Source organism: Candidatus Mycolicibacterium alkanivorans (genome assembly GCF_022760805.1).
In the GTDB taxonomy this organism is placed as follows: domain Bacteria; phylum Actinomycetota; class Actinomycetes; order Mycobacteriales; family Mycobacteriaceae; genus Mycobacterium; species Mycobacterium alkanivorans.
In genome coordinates this window covers 3,052,946-3,069,198 of the sequence record NZ_JAIVFL010000001.1, presented here as the reverse complement: position 1 = coordinate 3,069,198, position 16,253 = coordinate 3,052,946, and the positions used below count along the sequence as shown (strand labels likewise).

14 protein-coding genes and 2 pseudogenes are annotated in these 16,253 nt (G+C 70.0%); 12 read left to right on the top strand and 4 right to left on the bottom strand.

The genetic code is table 11. The annotated features are described in order from the left end of the window. Positions 1-13 precede the first annotated feature (13 nt). Positions 14-1,261: a bifunctional phosphopantothenoylcysteine decarboxylase/phosphopantothenate--cysteine ligase CoaBC gene (coaBC, locus tag K9U37_RS15000; protein ID WP_243072357.1), complete on the top strand. Its 1,248-nt coding sequence runs from the start codon at positions 14-16 to the stop codon at positions 1,259-1,261. 118 nt (positions 1,262-1,379) lie between these two features. Next, entirely contained in the window at positions 1,380-2,591 is a 1,212-nt protein-coding gene (metK, locus tag K9U37_RS14995; protein WP_243072356.1) for a methionine adenosyltransferase, read from the top strand. A gap of 179 nt (positions 2,592-2,770) precedes the next feature. Here the strand turns inward: metK and K9U37_RS14990 are convergent, their stop codons facing one another. Both K9U37_RS14990 and K9U37_RS14985 read right to left on the bottom strand, forming a co-directional pair. Next, positions 2,771-3,166, bottom strand: a complete 396-nt coding sequence (locus K9U37_RS14990; protein ID WP_243072355.1) for a hemophore-related protein — start codon at positions 3,164-3,166, stop codon at positions 2,771-2,773. A 74-nt stretch (positions 3,167-3,240) separates the two neighbouring features. Then, positions 3,241-3,390, bottom strand: a pseudogene (locus tag K9U37_RS14985) (alpha/beta hydrolase); the annotation flags it as partial. Here K9U37_RS14985 and K9U37_RS14980 point away from each other — a divergent pair. From K9U37_RS14980 to ribD, 9 genes and pseudogenes are all read left to right on the top strand, one after another. After that, positions 3,388-3,621, top strand: a pseudogene (locus tag K9U37_RS14980) (lysoplasmalogenase family protein); the annotation flags it as partial. The pseudogenes K9U37_RS14985 and K9U37_RS14980 overlap by 3 nt on opposite strands. A 57-nt stretch (positions 3,622-3,678) precedes the next feature. Beyond that, positions 3,679-4,326 carry a vWA domain-containing protein gene (locus K9U37_RS14975; protein ID WP_243072354.1) on the top strand — a complete coding sequence of 216 codons (648 nt, stop codon included), beginning with the start codon at positions 3,679-3,681 and terminating at the stop codon, positions 4,324-4,326. Positions 4,327-4,401: 75 nt separating this feature from the next. Beyond that, positions 4,402-6,348: a primosomal protein N' gene (locus K9U37_RS14970; RefSeq protein ID WP_243073395.1), complete on the top strand. Its 1,947-nt coding sequence runs from the start codon at positions 4,402-4,404 to the stop codon at positions 6,346-6,348. 28 nt (positions 6,349-6,376) lie between these two features. After that, entirely contained in the window at positions 6,377-8,182 is a 1,806-nt protein-coding gene (locus K9U37_RS14965; RefSeq protein WP_243072353.1) for a DUF2207 domain-containing protein, read from the top strand. Continuing rightward, on the top strand, positions 8,176-8,712 hold the full coding sequence (locus K9U37_RS14960; protein ID WP_243072352.1) for a LemA family protein: 537 nt from the start codon (positions 8,176-8,178) through the stop codon (positions 8,710-8,712). The genes K9U37_RS14965 and K9U37_RS14960 overlap by 7 nt, the downstream gene beginning before the upstream one ends. Before the next feature lie 2 nt (positions 8,713-8,714). Beyond that, positions 8,715-9,644: a methionyl-tRNA formyltransferase gene (gene fmt, locus K9U37_RS14955; protein WP_243072351.1), complete on the top strand. Its 930-nt coding sequence runs from the start codon at positions 8,715-8,717 to the stop codon at positions 9,642-9,644. Continuing rightward, complete coding sequence (locus K9U37_RS14950; RefSeq protein WP_243072350.1) at positions 9,641-11,116, top strand: RsmB/NOP family class I SAM-dependent RNA methyltransferase; 1,476 nt, start codon at positions 9,641-9,643, stop codon at positions 11,114-11,116. Before fmt ends, K9U37_RS14950 begins: the two co-directional genes overlap by 4 nt. 183 nt (positions 11,117-11,299) lie before the next feature. Continuing rightward, positions 11,300-11,986 (top strand): ribulose-phosphate 3-epimerase, encoded by a 687-nt coding sequence (gene rpe, locus K9U37_RS14945; protein WP_243072349.1) that lies wholly within the window; start codon positions 11,300-11,302, stop codon positions 11,984-11,986. Continuing rightward, positions 11,983-12,996: a bifunctional diaminohydroxyphosphoribosylaminopyrimidine deaminase/5-amino-6-(5-phosphoribosylamino)uracil reductase RibD gene (gene ribD, locus K9U37_RS14940; protein ID WP_243072348.1), complete on the top strand. Its 1,014-nt coding sequence runs from the start codon at positions 11,983-11,985 to the stop codon at positions 12,994-12,996. The genes rpe and ribD overlap by 4 nt, the downstream gene beginning before the upstream one ends. Here ribD and K9U37_RS14935 read toward each other — a convergent pair. Both K9U37_RS14935 and K9U37_RS14930 read right to left on the bottom strand, forming a co-directional pair. After that, positions 12,993-14,624, bottom strand: a complete 1,632-nt coding sequence (locus K9U37_RS14935) for an MFS transporter (RefSeq protein WP_243072347.1) — start codon at positions 14,622-14,624, stop codon at positions 12,993-12,995. The genes ribD and K9U37_RS14935 overlap by 4 nt on opposite strands. Before the next feature lie 16 nt (positions 14,625-14,640). Next, entirely contained in the window at positions 14,641-15,339 is a 699-nt protein-coding gene (locus K9U37_RS14930) for an LppX_LprAFG lipoprotein (protein WP_243072346.1), read from the bottom strand. 269 nt (positions 15,340-15,608) lie between these two features. Here K9U37_RS14930 and K9U37_RS14925 point away from each other — a divergent pair, with 269 nt between their 5' ends. Continuing rightward, the gene (locus tag K9U37_RS14925; protein WP_243073394.1) at positions 15,609-16,208 is read left to right on the top strand and encodes a riboflavin synthase; all 600 of its coding nucleotides are present in this window, start codon (positions 15,609-15,611) and stop codon (positions 16,206-16,208) included. Positions 16,209-16,253: the final 45 nt, after the last annotated feature.

The following is a 16,253-nucleotide window of genomic DNA, read 5'->3' as shown; positions in this document are numbered from 1 at the left end:
CCCGGGCTTCGAGATGAACCCGAAGCGGATCATCGTCGGCGTCGCAGGTGGCATCGCCGCGTACAAGGCGTGCTCGCTGGTCCGCCAGCTCAGGGAGGCCGGCCACGACGTGCGCGTCGTTCCCACCGAGTCGGCGCTGCGGTTCGTCGGCTCCGCCACCTTCGAGGCGCTGTCCGGCCACCCGGTCCGCACGGGGGTCTTCCAGGACGTCGACGAGGTCCCGCATGTCCGGCTGGGCCAGGAGGCCGATCTGGTCGTCGTGGCTCCCGCCACCGCCGATGTGCTGGCGCGCGCCGTCGTCGGACGCGCCGACGACCTGTTGACCGCCACTCTGCTGACGGCGCGCTGTCCGGTTCTGTTCGCACCGGCTATGCACACCGAGATGTGGCAGCATCCCGCCACCGTCGACAACGTCGAGACGTTGCGCCGACGCGGCGCAGTCGTCCTCGAGCCCGCCTCCGGACGGCTGACAGGCGCCGACAGCGGCGCGGGACGCCTGCCCGAGCCCGAAGAGATCGCCACGTTCGCCGAGCTGCTGCTGGCCCGCCGCGACGCGCTGCCCCACGACCTGAGCGGGACGAAGGTGCTGGTGACCGCCGGGGGCACCCGGGAGGCCATCGATCCGGTCCGGTTCATCGGCAATCGCAGCTCCGGCAAGCAGGGCTACGCCGTGGCCCGGGTCGCCGCCCAGCGCGGCGCCGAGGTCACGCTCATCGCGGGCAACACCGGCGGGCTGGCCGATCCGGCCGGTGTCGACGTCCTGCACATCACCTCGGCGGCTCAGCTTCACGAAGCGGTCACCAAGCACGCTCCAGGCGCTAATGTGCTCGTGATGGCGGCTGCGGTCGCGGACTTCCGGCCAGCTGCGGTGGCCGCAAACAAGATCAAGAAGCAGCCCGGCGTCCAGGAGGGGCCGACGATCGAACTCGTCCGGACCGATGACGTGCTGGCCGGCGCGGTCCACCAGCGGACCGACGGGCAGTTGCCGAACATGCGTGCCATCGTCGGATTCGCCGCCGAGACCGGCGACGCCAACGGCGACGTGTTGTTCCATGCGCGAGCCAAGCTCGCGCGCAAGGGCTGCGATCTGCTCGTCGTGAACGCGGTCGGGGAAGGCCGCGCCTTCGAGGTGGACAGCAACGACGGATGGCTGCTGGGGGCGGACGGCACCGAGGTCGCGCTGGAGCACGGGTCGAAGACTCTCCTGGCAAGTCGTATTGTGGACGCGATCGCGACGTTCACGCGCGGAAGCGGTGCGTAGCGGTCGGGGGATCACACCCGGGTGCGCAGAAGACTTGCGCGGGACGGACTGTCCCGGTTTGGTCTAACGGGGCAACGCATATGATTTGCTTGGCTAAGTATTCCGAAGGGATGAGACCGTGAGCGATAAGGGTCGGCTGTTCACCAGTGAGTCGGTCACCGAGGGGCACCCCGACAAGATCTGTGACGCCATCAGCGACTCGGTGCTCGACGCACTCCTGGCGCAGGATCCCGATTCGCGTGTCGCGGTGGAGACGCTGGTCACCACCGGTCAGGTGCACGTCGTCGGCGAGGTGACCACCAACGCCAAGGAAGCCTTCGCCGACATCGCCGACACCGTGCGGGAGCGGATCCTCGAGATCGGCTACGACTCGTCGACCAAGGGCTTCGATGGCGCCACCTGCGGGGTGAACATCGGCATCGGCAAGCAGTCGCCCGATATCGCCCGGGGCGTCGACACCGCGCACGAAGCGCGGGTCGAGGGCGCCGCCGATCCGCTGGACTCCCAGGGTGCCGGCGATCAGGGTCTGATGTTCGGCTACGCGATCCGCGACACCCCCGAGTTGATGCCGCTGCCGATCGCGCTGGCCCACCGGCTGTCGCGGCGGCTGACCGAGGTGCGCAAGAACGGCGTGCTTCCCTACCTGCGGCCCGACGGCAAGACCCAAGTGACCATCCAGTACCAGGGCACCACCCCGGTGCGACTGGACACCGTCGTGCTGTCCACCCAGCACGCCGCGGACATCGACCTGGACAAGATGCTGACCCCCGACATCCGGGAGAAGGTCGTCAACACCGTCCTGGACGATCTCGGCCACGAGACCCTGGACGCCTCGGACTTCCGGCTGCTGGTCAACCCGACCGGCAAGTTCGTTCTGGGTGGCCCGATGGGCGACGCCGGTCTGACCGGCCGCAAGATCATCGTCGACACCTATGGTGGGTGGGCCCGCCACGGCGGCGGCGCGTTCTCCGGCAAGGATCCCTCCAAGGTGGACCGGTCGGCGGCGTACGCGATGCGCTGGGTGGCCAAGAACGTCGTCGCAGCAGGGCTGGCCGAGCGGGTGGAGGTCCAGGTGGCCTACGCCATCGGCAAGGCGGCCCCGGTGGGCCTGTTCGTCGAGACCTTCGGCACCGAGATCGTCGATCCGGCCCGCATCGAGAAGGCCATCACCGCTGTCTTCGACCTGCGGCCCGGCGCGATCATCCGCGACTTGGATCTCAAGCGCCCGATCTACGCGCAGACCGCCGCCTACGGCCACTTCGGCCGTACGGACATCGACCTGCCGTGGGAGCGGCTCGACAAGGTCGACGACCTGAAGAGCTCGGTCTAAGGGGCACCTTCCCGGTCGACCTCCTCCGCCGAGCAGTCGCACAATCGCACGGTTTCTGTCCGAGTAGTGCGATTCTCTGGCTGCTCGCGGTGGAGCGGCCTCAGGTGCTGAAGGGGTAGTCCGCGACCAGGGTGGCCTCATCGGCCACACGATGGCAAGACGTCAGAGCGGACTCGGGGTCAGCCGATGAACGCGTCGAACGCCCACTGGTACTGAGGCGGCACGACCTGGACACCGCACTGCTGCTGGATCGTGCCCAGCGGGGAGAGGAGCTGCTTGAACTCCGCATACTCCTGCGGGTTGGCCGTGGCGTAGTTGCGCAGGGTCTGTTCGGCCTGCGGGCGCGGCTGCAGCGATGCGGTGATCAGCATCTTCTTGCCGTCGGGGTGGCTGTTGACGTAGCTCTCCACCTGGCCGCTCACCGTCGACACGGTGTTGTCGACGGCGACCTTGCTGCAGTCGGGTGCGGCCAACGCCGACGGCGCAGCGATCACGCCCAGGGCCAGACCCCCGACGAGCGCGCTGAGACAGGTGCCGACTGTTCGCCGGACCCCGGCAAGCTCAGCAGTTTTCATGGGTATGAGCCCTCCGTGTTGATACCTATGGTGCCATTGTGGCCTGTCGCGACGGCCACAACAAGGTTTGCTGGTCAGCCGTGTGGCGCCGCTCGCAAGGCGGCCAGACCGCGCTGTGTGGCCTCGGTCGCAGCCGGGACCACACCGCTGTGGCCCAACTAGCCGTGCACCAGTGTGTCGGCATTGTGCAGCTCGACCGTTACACCGGCGGCCGCGAGCAGCTCGGCGCCATGGTGTGGGCGGCTCCGCTGGCCGAGCTGCCGACGCCGTGGACGGCGCTGGGCGCGGTGTGCTTCGCGATCGCCGACGGCATGATCGGCATCGGCCGCTTGGTCCTGCAGTCGCAGGCCCTCGAGGTGCCGGTCTGGTGGGTGTACGCGACATCTCAGGTTCTGATCACCGCGGGCTTCTTCGGCAGGGCTACAACCGAATTCGGCAGGGCCGGTCGCGACTGAGACTTCTTGTCGGTGGCCCTCGATAGGTTGGAGTCAACCGAATTTTGAGGAGTCACCATGACCAATTCCGCTATTTCGCTGATCGCCGCACTGCTGGACCGATCCGGCTCGATGGAGTCGATCGCCGACGACACCCGCGGCGGCTTCGACGCCTACATCGCCGGTCAGCGCGGCCAGTCCGGCACCACGTTGGTGACCTTGGCGCAGTTCGACAACGACTACGACGTCGTCTACCAGAACCGCCCCGTCGACGACGTGCCGCCGTTGGCGCTCGAACCGCGCGGTACCACCGCGCTGCTCGACGCGATCGGCCGGTTCGTCACGGAGGTGGGCGCCAGCCTTGCGGCACTGCCCGAGGAAGACCGCCCGGGTGACGTCACCGTGCTGGTGATGACCGACGGCCACGAGAACTCCAGCGTGGAGTGGCCCAAAGATGCTGTGCGAAAGCTTGTTTCGCAACAGGAGGCGGTCTACGGGTGGGACTTCGTGTTCCTGGGCGCGAACATGGACGCCATCGACGTCGGGACGGGTCTCGGATTCGCACCCGGCAAGTCGCTGACCTTTGCGGCGTCCGACGCCGGTGTGGGTGGCGCGTTTTCGGCGGTGGCCGGCTACACCTCCCGCAAACGATCCCGGGGAGATCGCTCGGTCGCCTCGGTAGTCTTCGACGATGCCGAACGCCGAGGGGCGCAGGGTCGTCGATGAGCCCGGACCGGACGGCAGCAGGTGAGCACATCCCGCCGGGCCGCTGAGCACGAACCCATCGCCCGGGTGCAGCCGATGCTCTCGGTGCCGCACCTCGACCGCGAGTTCGACTACCTGGTGTCGGCCGAACAGTCCGACGACGCCCAGCCCGGTGTGCGGGTGCGGGTGCGGTTCCACGGCAGGCTGGTGGACGCGTTCGTGCTCGACCGGCGCTCCGACACCGACCACGTCGGCCAGCTCGGGTGGCTGGATCGGGTGATCTCGGCCGAGCCGGTGCTGACTCCGGAGGTGCGGCGGTTGGTCGACGCCGTCGCCGCCCGCTACGCCGGCACCCGGCCCGACGTGCTGCGGTTGGCGATCCCGCCTCGACATGCCAGGGCGGAGAAGGACGACGGCGTCGCCCCGCTGCTGCCTGTGATCGACCCGGTCGACCCGGCGGGGTGGGCTCGCTACGCCCGCGGCGAGCAGTTCCTCGAGGCGCTGCGTGAAGGCAGGGCGGCCCGCGCGGTCTGGCAGGCCCTGCCCGGCGAACAGTGGTGCGACCGGATCGCCGAGGCGGCCGCCGCGGCGGTCAGCGGCGGCTACGGGGTGCTGGCCATCGTCCCCGACCAGCGCGACATCGACGCAGTGTGGCGGGCCGCGATCGTGCGGGTCGACCCGGCAGCCATCGTCGCCCTGTCGGCCGGGCTGGGCCCCTCGGCCCGCTACCGGCGCTGGCTGTCGGTGCTGCGGGGTCACGCGCGCCTGGTGATCGGCACCCGCAGCGCGGTGTTCGCGCCCGTGAACCGGCTCGGCCTGGTCATCGTGTGGGACGACGGCGACGACACCCTGGCCGAACCCCGGGCGCCCTACCCGCACGCGCGCGAGGTCGCGATGCTGCGGTCGCACCAGCTGCGCTGCGCCGCGCTCATCGGCGGCTACGCGCGCACCGCCGAGGCGCACGCCCTGGTCCGCAGCGGCTGGGCCCACGACCTGGTCGCCCCCCGACCGGTGGTGCGGTCGTGCGCGCCCCGGGTGGTCGCCCTCGATGACAGCGGCTACGCCGAGGAGCGCGACCCGGCTGCCCGGACCGCGCGGCTGCCCTCGGTGGCGCTGCGGGCAGCCAAGGCCGCCCTGGACCGCAACGCACCCGTGCTCGTCCAGGTGCCGCGCCGGGGCTACCTGCCGTCGGTGGCGTGCGCCCGGTGCCGCACGATCGCGCGCTGCCGGCACTGCATGGGTCCGCTTTCGGTGTCCGAACGTGACGCCTCGGGGGCGGTGTGCCGTTGGTGCGGCCGCATCGATCCGGCGTTGCGCTGCCGGCGATGCGGTTCCGACGCCATCCGCGCCGTGGTCATCGGTGCCCGGCGCACCGCCGAGGAGATGGGCCGGGCCTTCTCCGGCACGCCGGTGATCACCTCGGCCGGGGATTCCGTACACAGCGAGATCGGGCCCGGCCCGGCACTCGTGGTCGCCACCCCGGGCGCTGAGCCGCGCGCACCCGACGGATACGGCGCGGCGCTGCTGCTCGACAGCTGGGCGATGCTGGGCCGCCAGGACCTGCGCGCCGCCGAGGACACCCTTCGGCGGTGGATGGCCGCCGCAGCGCTGGTCCATGCGCGCGCCGACGGCGGGGTGGTGGCCGTCGTCGCCGAGTCGGCGATCCCCACCGTGCAGGCGCTGATCAAGTGGGATCCGGTCGGCCACGCCGAGGCGGAGCTCGAGTCCCGTGCGGAGGTCGGCCTGCCGCCGTCGGTGCACATGGCGGTCGTCGACGGCGCGTCCGACGCCGTGACCGCGCTGCTCGACCATGCCGAGTTGCCCGAGGACGCCGACCTGCTCGGCCCCGTCGACCTGCCGCCCGGGGTGCGGCGCCCGCCGGCCACCCCGGCCGACGAACGCGTGATCCGGATGCTGGTCCGGGTCCGCCGCGAGGAGGGTCTGGCGCTGGCCGCCTCGCTGCGGCAGGCCACCGCCATCGAGAGCGCCCGCCACGATCACGACGCGGTTCGGGTACAGATCGATCCTTTGCACATAGGGTGAGTCGGGACTCAACTACGACGGAGGCGCCATGAAGGGATTCGGCCGTGCCATTGCGCGGTCGATCTCGTTGCTGCTCATCGGCATTGGGCTGCTCTGGCCGGTGTTGTTCAGCTTCACGCCCAAGACCGGCGCGCCGTCCGACCCGGTCGTCATCACCAACTATCGCGCGGACTTCGTCGTCGACCGCGACGGCCGGATGGACGCGACGGAGGTCATCACCGGCGACTTTCCCGGCAGCCGGCACGGCATCTTCCGCTACTGGGACGTCGCCAACCAGAACGACTCGCATGCGCGCCAGGTCCCCCAGATCACCGAGGTCCTGATGGACGACCGGCCGGTGCCCTACGAGATGCTGTGGGAGAGCGGCGAGCGCTTCCGGGTGGCCAAGATCGGTGACCCGAGCCGGTTGCTGGACTACGGCACCCACGTTTTCCGGCTTCGCTACACCATCGACGGCGTGCTCGATCCCGGTAGCACCGGGGCCAACCGGACGTTCGCGTCGTCAACCGGTGATCAGGCGGCGCCGTCGGCGTTCTTCTGGAACGTCGTCGCGCCGGCCTGGAACAACGAGATCGACCGCGCCGACATCACCGTCACCCTGCCCGGCGGGGTACCCGGCGCGCAGTGTTCGATCGGCTACGGCGCGGGACGCGCCTGTGACGGTCTGACCGTCGACGGCGACAAGGTCACGCTGTCGGCCACCGGACTGGCGCCGCGAACGCCGGTCACGGTACGCGCCGGGGTGGACGTGCCCACCCCGGTGCGAGCCGAAGTGCCGTGGTCCTACCGGTGGGACCGGGTGCTGGGCCGGTCGCTGCCGACCACGCTGTGGCTGCTCGGGCTGACTGCCACCGCGGGTCTGGGCGCCTTCCTGTGGTGGCGTACCACCGTCGAGCCCTCGCCGGGCTTCCCGTTGCAATACGCACCGCCCAAGGGTCTGGGGCCGGTGCAGTGCGAATACATCCGCACCGAGAAGGTCCCGACGGACGGCCTGACCGCCACGCTGTTCTACCTCGGCGAGCGCAAACTGGTGTCGCTCGACCAGGTCAGCCCAAAGAAGTGGGCCATTCTGGGCACGGGCGCCGGACCGGCGTGGGCCGACGTCGACCCGGTCAGTATCGACGTGGCCTCGGCGCTGGGCATCATGCGCAACGGACACACATTCGACGCCAACGGCACCGTCAGCGCCGGGAAAAAGCTCACCGCGGCCAAGGAGGTCATGGCGACCTCGGTCAAGAAATGGGCGTTCGTCGAGGGTCTGATGGTCAAGCGCCGCAACGAGTTGTGGCTGCGGTTCGCCAACGTCGTCGCGCTGGCGCTGGCCGTCTGCGGGTTCGTCGGCTGGTTCTTTCCGATCACGTTGTGGGGCCTGCCGTTCGCGGTGTTCTTCCTGCTGTCGGCGGGTGCCTGGAGCAGCGGCGTGGGCAGCCGGCGCTCGGCGGCCGGTCGCCAGCTATGGTCGCAGGTCGGCGGCTTCTACCGCATGCTGTCCACAGACTCCGCCGAGTCGCGGTTCGACTTCGCCGCCCGCAAGGACCTTTACACCGCCTACATCCCGTTCGCCGTGGCGGGCGGGGTGGCCGCACTGTGGGCGCGCAAGTACCAGACCGCCACCGGTCAGGTGCCGCCGGATCCGGAGTGGTATCACTCCTCATCGGGCACCAGCTGGCATTCGGCATCCGGTGGCGGGGGTGCTAGCTTCGACAGCTTCGAGTCGGCATTGTCGTCGTCCATCGGCGCCTACGCCGCGTCGCAGTCCTCCTCCTCGTCGAGCAGCGGCGGCGGGTCTAGCGGCGGCGGCGGTGGCGGAGGAGGAGGCGGCGGTTCATGGTGACCTTTGTGCTCGTACTGGTGCTGCTCATCGCGGTTCTGGTGCTCGGCGGATTCGTGCTGGGATACAACAAGGTTCGCTCCGCCGATGTGCGGGTCGACGAGGCGCTCGGCGGGATCGACGTCCAGCTGACCCGGCGCGCGTCGCTGATCCCGAGCCTGGTGAGCACGGTGCAGACGTATGCCGCCCACGAGAAGGCCATCCTCGACCACGTCGCCGACGCGCAGACCGCGCTCGCGGCGGCGACCGCGGGCAAGTCGGTGGCGCAGCGCGGTTCAGCGGAGAAGGAATTCGACACCGCCGTCGGTCAGGTGCTTGCGCTCGGGCAGACCTATCCGCAGCTGAACTCGTCCAACAACTTCCTGAACCTCCAGCAGAACCTCGCCGACACCGAGGACAAGCTGGCTTTCGCCCGTCAGTACTACAACGACGCCGCGGCAACGGTGAACCGGCTGATCACCGCGATCCCGTGGATGTTCGTCGCCGGGACGGCCGGGGTGACGCAGCGCGAGTTCTACCAGGTCCCGAAATAGGCATGCGACTCGTTTTCGCCGGGACGCCGGAACCGGCCCTGCCGTCGTTGCAGCGGTTGATCGACTCGCCGCGCCACGAGGTCATGGCGGTGTTAACCCGCCCGGACGCCGCGGCCGGGCGGCGCGGCAAGCCCGCACCCTCGCCCGTTGCCCGGCTGGCCCTGGATGCGGGCATCCCGGTGATGCGTCCGGATCGGCCGAACTCCGCCGAGTTCATCGCCGAGTTGACCGAACTGCGGCCGGACTGCTGTGCGGTGGTGGCCTACGGGGCGCTCCTGAGCGCGGACCTGCTGGCGGTGCCGGCGCACGGTTGGGTCAATCTGCACTTCTCGATCCTGCCGGCCTGGCGCGGCGCCGCACCCGTGCAGGCCGCCATCGCCGCCGGTGACAGTGTCACGGGCGCAACGACTTTCCTCATCGAACCGAGTCTGGATTCCGGGCCGGTGTACGGCGTGGTGACCGAGACGGTCCGCCCAACGGACACCGCCGGCGACCTACTGGGCCGCCTGGCGGTCTCTGGGTCCGGATTGCTCGAGACGACCATGGACGGTATCGAGGACGGGGCGTTGACCCCGGTGCCGCAGCCGGCCGAGGGAATCAGCCTGGCGCCCAAGATCACCGTCGAGCAGGCACGGGTCCGGTGGGACCTGCCCGCGCATGTCATCGAACGGCGCATCCGCGCGGTGACACCCAATCCCGGCGCCTGGACGATGATCGGCGATATGCGGGTGAAGATCGGCCCGGTCACCGTCGACGAGACCGCAGAGCCGTTGGCCTCCGGTCAGATTCGCGCGCAACGTGCGACAGTGTCAGTGGGCACCGGTTCGCACCCGGTGCTGCTCGGCCAGGTGCAGCCGCCGGGCAAGAAGGCGATGAACGCCGCCGACTGGGCCCGCGGCGCCCGGCTCGACGAGACGGTGCGTGCGTCATGAGTGAGCAATACCGTGGAAAAGGCAAGGACGGCAAGCCATTCGGCGGTCGCGATCGCGGGGGAAAGCCCGGCGGCCCGCCGCGGCGCGACCCGGGCCAGCAGCGCCCGCCGCGGCGTCCGCGCCGCACTCCGCTGGATCCGGCCCGGCAGGCCGCGTTCGACGTGTTGCGCGCGGTCTCCGAGCGCGACGCCTACGCCAACCTGGTGTTGCCGGCAATGCTCGCCGAGCGCGGCATCGGCGGGCGTGATGCCGCATTCGCCACCGAACTGGCCTACGGCACCTGCCGAACCAGGGGGCTGCTCGACGCGGTGATAGTAGCCGCGGCCGGACGTCCCGCCGACCAGATCGACCCGGTTCTGCTGGATCTGCTGCGACTGGGCGCCTACCAGCTGCTGCGCACCAACGTGGCCCAGCATGCCGCCGTCGCCACCACCGTCGAGCAGGCCGGAGTCGAATTCGACAGCGCCCGAGCTGGTTTCGTCAACGGTGTGTTGCGCGCCATCTCCGTGCGGGACGAGGCGTCCTGGGTGGCCGAATTGGCGCCTTCACGCACCGAGGACCCGGTCGGATACCTGGCCTTCGTCCACGCCCACCCCCGGTGGATCGCCCAGGCATTCACCGACGCACTGGGACCCGACGCCGGCGAGCTCGACGCCGCGCTGGCCGCCGACGACGCCCGCCCCGGCGTCCACCTTGCCGCCCGCCCCGGGGTGCTGACCGCCGAGCAACTGGCCGAGGAGGTGGACGGAACCGTCGGGCGGTACTCGCCCTACGCGGCATACCTCGGCAGCGGTGATCCCGGCAAGCTGGCGCCGGTGCGCGAGGCCAGAGCCCTGGTCCAGGACGAGGGCAGCCAGCTGGTGGCCCGGGCCATGGCCCTGGCGCCGCTGATCGGCGCGGACGGCGGACGGTGGCTGGACCTGTGCTCGGGGCCGGGTGGCAAGACCGCGCTCATCGCCGCCATCGCCGCCCAGCAGGGTGGCAACGTCACCGCGATCGAACCGGCGCCGCGCCGCGCCGACCTGGTGGAGCAGAACACCCGCGGACTACCCGTGCAGGTGCTGCGGGTGGACGGCCGGGAAGCCGGGCTGGAGCCGGGCAGCTTCGACCGGGTGCTCGTCGACGCGCCCTGCACCGGACTCGGCGCGCTGCGCCGCCGCCCGGAGGCCCGCTGGCGGCGCACGCCGGCGGACGTCCCGGTGCTGGCCAAGCTGCAGCGCGAACTGCTGGCCGCCGCGATCGCACTGACCCGACCCGGCGGCGTGGTCCTCTACGCCACCTGCTCACCGCATCTGGCCGAGACCGTCGGCGTGGTGTCCGACGCGCTGCGCCGGCACCCCGTCACCGCGCTGGATGCCCGCCCGCTGTTCGCACCGGCTGAGAACCTCGGCCCCGGGCCGTACGTGCAGTTGTGGCCGCACCGGCACGGCACCGACGCCATGTTCGCCGCCGCCCTGCAGAAGAACCTCTGACGCCGGGCTCAGGCCCGCTTGCCCGGCTCCTCCTCGGGACAGGTCCCGCATCGTCGCCGGGCTCAGGCCCGCTTGCCCGGCTCCTCCTCGGGACAGGTCCCGCATCGTCGCCGGGCTCAGGCCCGCTTGCCCGGCTCCTCCTCGGGACAGGTCCCGCATCGTCGCCGGGCTAGGCTTACCGCCATGGCGACACCGTATAGACCACTGATCGCGCCGTCGATCCTGTCCGCCGATTTCGCCCGTCTGGCCGACGAGGCCGCGGCGGTCGAGGGCGCCGACTGGCTGCATGTAGACGTGATGGACGCGCACTTCGTGCCGAACCTCACTCTCGGGCTGCCCGTGGTCGAGAGCCTGCTCAAAGCGACCGGCATCCCGATGGACTGCCACCTGATGATCGAGGACCCGGACCGCTGGGCCCCGGGATACGCCGAAGCCGGCGCGCACAACGTGACCTTCCACGCCGAGGCGACCGAAAACCCGGTGGCGGTGGCCCGCGACATTCGCGCCGCCGGCGCCAGGGCCGGCCTGGCGGTCAAGCCCGGTACGCCGCTGGAGCCCTACCTGGAGATCCTCCGGGACTTCGACACCCTGCTGGTGATGTCGGTCGAGCCCGGCTACGGCGGCCAGAGCTTCATCCCGGAGGTGCTCGCCAAGGTCCAGACCGCGCGGCGGCTGGTCGATTCCGGCGAGCTGACGATCCTGGTGGAGATCGACGGCGGAGTCAACGCCGATACCATCGAACTGGCCGCCGCAGCCGGGGTGGACTGTTTCGTGGCCGGTTCTGCGGTCTATGGTGCGCAAGTTCCGGCGGCCGCCGTCGAGGCGCTACGTCGCCGGGCCGCGGCCGCCTCGCCGCATCTGACGGTATGACCGCCCCGGGGGCCGTCGAGGCCGCGATGCGGCTGGCTATCGCCCAGGCTCAGCGGGTGAAGGGCACGACATATCCGAATCCTCCTGTGGGCGCGGTCATCCTGAGTCCCGAGGGTGAGGTGGCGGGGGTCGGTGCCACCGAGCCGACCGGCGGACCGCATGCCGAGGTGGTGGCACTACGGGACGCAGGGGAGCGGGCCGCGGGCGGCACCGCCGTCGTCACACTCGAGCCGTGCAATCACCACGGCCGCACCCCGCCGTGCGTCGGCGCGCTGATCGAGGCGGGGGTGGCCGCCGTGGTCTACGCGGTCGCCGACCCGAATCCCGTTGCCGCCGGCGGAGCCGGCCGGCTGCACGAGGCGGGTATCGCCGTCACCGACGGGGTCGGCGCCGAGGCCGTGGCGAGCGGCCCGCTGCGAGAGTGGCTGCACAAGCAGCGCACCGGAAGACCGCACGTCACATGGAAATTCGCCACCAGCGTCGACGGGCGCAGCGCGGCCGCCGACGGTTCGTCGCAATGGATCACCAGTGATGCGGCGCGCGCCGATGTGCACCGGCGCCGGGCGGCCGCCGACGCGATAGTGGTCGGCACCGGGACCGTGTTCGCCGACAACCCCACCCTGACCGCTCGGCTGCCGGACGGCGCGCTGGCCGAGCGACAGCCGCTAAGGGTCGTCGTCGGAAAACGGGAGATCTCTTCGGAAGCCAGTGTCCTCAACGATGATTCGCGCACCATGGTCATTCGCACCCACGACCCGCATGAGGTCATCCGGGCGCTGTCTGATCGCACCGACGTCGTCGTCGAGGGCGGCCCGACACTGGCCGGAGCATTCCTGCGGGCCGGTGTGATCGACCGCATCCTCGCCTACGTCGCGCCGATTCTGCTGGGCGGTCCGATCACCGCCGTCGACGACGTCGGGGTGCCCAGCATCGCCCGCGCGCTGCGGTGGCGTTACGACAGTGTGGAACCACTCGGCCCGGACGTTCTGCTCAGCCTGATTCCGGGCTAGTGCTCCCGCCGCCCAGCGGCCGGTGCTCGACGATCTCGCGGGAACCCGTGGCCCCCAGCTTCTCCCGGAACGCCTGCACGGTGTACCCGATCACGGGCGTGGACCTGGCGGCCGCCGATGAACAATGCCAGCGCGGCGCCCACCAGACACACGATGACCGTGATGAAGAAGATCGAGCCGTACTGCATGGCGAAGGCGGTGCGAGCGTTGTCGGCAACCTTTGCGGCGATCTCGAACACGTTGCGCCCGGTGGGTTTGGGCAGCGTCGCGATGATCTGGTTGAACCGGTACAGACCCCACGCGGTGAGCGCCGCGACCCCGATCAGCATGCCCGTCATCCGGGCCACCACGACCAGTGACGATGCGATTCCGTGCTGTCCCGAGGGGACCACGCGAAGCGCGGCCGACGTCAGCGGACCGATCACGAGGCCCAGTCCGACACCGGCCAGCGCCAGGTCGGTGTCGAACACCGGCAGCGACACCGGGCCCAGATGGTGGCGGGTTGTCAGCACATCGACACCCCACTGCGACACCAGCCAATAGGCGCCTGCGGCGATCAGCATGCCCACGACGGCGACCGCCCGGTCGCCCACCTTGGTGGCGATCCAGCCGCCGAGAAGGGCGCCGATCGGAAGCGCGATCAGGAAGTGCAACAACAGGAATGCGGCCTCGGTCTGGTCTTTGCCCAGCACGCCCTGCCCGAACAGCTCGACGTTGACCAGAGTCACCATCAGTGCCGCGCCTGCGCACATCGAGGTGCCCAGCGCGGACAGGAACGGGACGAACCGCACCCCGGCGGGTTCGATGAGCCGGGTGCGCGCGAAGCGCTCCCACACCGCGAATGCGATCGCGGCCACGATCGCCCCGCCCACCAGTGGCAGGCCGTAGCTCGGCAGCACCTGCTTGCCGTCCGGGGCGGGGTTGTACAGGCCGATCACGGCCAGGCCCAGCGCGATCGCCAGCAGCACGCCGCCGACCACGTCGACCCGTTGCGGGTGGGCACTGCGGTCATGGGCGGGCAGGCTGAAGTGGATCAGCACCATCGCGATCACCGTGAGCGGCACGTTGATCCAGAACACGTTCTGCCACTTCGAGAGCAGCACCACCACGCCGATGCCGTACAGCGGACCGAGCACGCTGCCCAGTTCCTGGGCGGCGCCGATCCCGCCGAGCACCGCAGCGCGGCTGCTGGCCGCCCACAGGTCGGCGGCCAGCGCCAGCGTCACCGGCAGCAGCGCGCCGCTGGCCACGCCCTGGATGAGACGGCCGATCACCAGCATCGTCAGATCGGTCGACAGCGCCGTCACCACCGAGCCGATCGCGAACGTGGCGAGGCTGAGCTGAAGGATCAGCTTGCGGCCGAAGCGGTCGGACAGCCGGCCTAGAAGCGGCATGGCCGCGATGTAGCCGAGCAGGTAGCACGTGATAATCGGGGTGACCCGCTGGATCTGGTTGATCGGGATACCGACCGTTTGCATTATGTCGGTCATGATCGTCACGACGACATAGGTGTCGAGCGCGCCCAGCAGTACGGCCAGGCTGCCGGCTCCGATCGCGATCGTGCGGCTGCGGCCGGTGGTCTCCGCCCGGTCGGCGGCGGCTTCGGCGGTGTCTTGTGCCTCGGACATCAGATTCCGGCGGCGATCAGACCGCGGGCTTGGTGACGGTCACCGGCTTGTCCCAGTCCGACAGGGTCAGCTGGACGCTGCTGCCCTCGCTCGGGTCGACCTTGGCCTGGACCAGCTGGTGTGGATCGTCCTTGCCGATCCACACCGTCGCGGGAATCGGGCCGGTGGCCTTGATCTGCGGGATCAGCTTGTTGACCGCATCCGCGGTGACCTTGCCGGCGATCCGGACCGTGTTGACGCCGTTGATCGTCTCGCTGGCCTGCGACTTGGCGTCGCTGATGCTGTTCAGCATGTTGGCCAGACCGGTATCGGGGTTCAGGATCACCGACGGGTCGTAGATGTCGGCGGCCGGTCCCATGTCGAGCCAGTTGTTGGGGGTCAGCGCGGCGAACAGCGTGCCCTCCAGCACGACCAGCTGGATGTCGACGTCGGAGCCGCCCATCGAGATCGTGGAGTTGCCCGAGATGGCGACGCTGGGCACATTGGTCAGGTCACCGGAGAGCTTCTTGACGGGCAGCCCGTCGATCTTGCCATTGACGGTGATCTCCAGGTGGGCGCTCTTGAGGGCCTTGGTGGCCTGGATGGACTGCTGAAGCGGCCCTGGGGCGTCCGGGAGGTTTTCGGCGGGCTTCGAGGCGGAGCAACCCGACACGAACAGGGCGGCGCTCGCGAGGAGGGCGGCAAGGACGGCGAACATTCGGCGGCACGTCGGCATAAGGAGCATCGTAGTGGGTCGAGCTGACGTGACCCGATTGCGTGAGCCCGGGGTTGCCCGGTCGTGACCAGGCCGGTATGAGTGTCAGCATGGGCGGTGACCTGCAGTTCCGGCATGTTCCGGTGAGCGACGGCGACGGTGCCGCGCCGGTGGCGGCGACGGTGGCCGAGATGCGCGAAACCGGCAGGTGCCGAATTTCAACGGCAACCCGGTGGCCGCGTTCTTCGGCGAGAAACGGCTGGTTCCGCCCGGGGGATAGATTGGGGCCCGTGTTCACCGGAATCGTCGAGGAGCTGGGCGAAATAGTCGGCAAGGACGACCTGGGCGACTCGGCCCGCTTCGTCATCCGCGGGCCCGTCGTCACCGCAGACGCCGGCCGCGGCGACTCGATCGCCGTCAACGGCGTGTGCCTGACTGTCGTCGAGGTAATGGCCGACGGGCGGTTCAGCGCCGACGTGATGGCCGAGACGCTGCGGCGCTCGAGCCTGGCCGCTGTCGATGTCGGCAGCGCGGTGAACCTGGAGCGGGCTGCTGCCGTCAACAGCCGGCTGGGCGGCCACATCGTGCAGGGGCACGTCGACGGTACGGGCCGAGTGATTTCGCGCGCGCCGTCCGAGCACTGGGAAGTGGTGCGTATCGCACTGCCCCCCGAGCTGTCGCGCTACGTCGTGGAAAAGGGCTCGATCACCGTCGACGGCATCTCGCTGACGGTGTCTGCGCTGGGACAGGACTGGTTCGAGGTGTCACTGATCCCCACCACGCTGGCCCTGACGACGCTGGGCCGGGCGCCGGTCGGCGCGGAGGTGAACCTCGAGGTCGATGTCATCGCGAAGTACGTCGAACGGCTGCTGGGTGAACGTGGGCAATAACCTGCCCGCCGACGTGGTTCATACTGTGTGCAGCGGCATCACTTG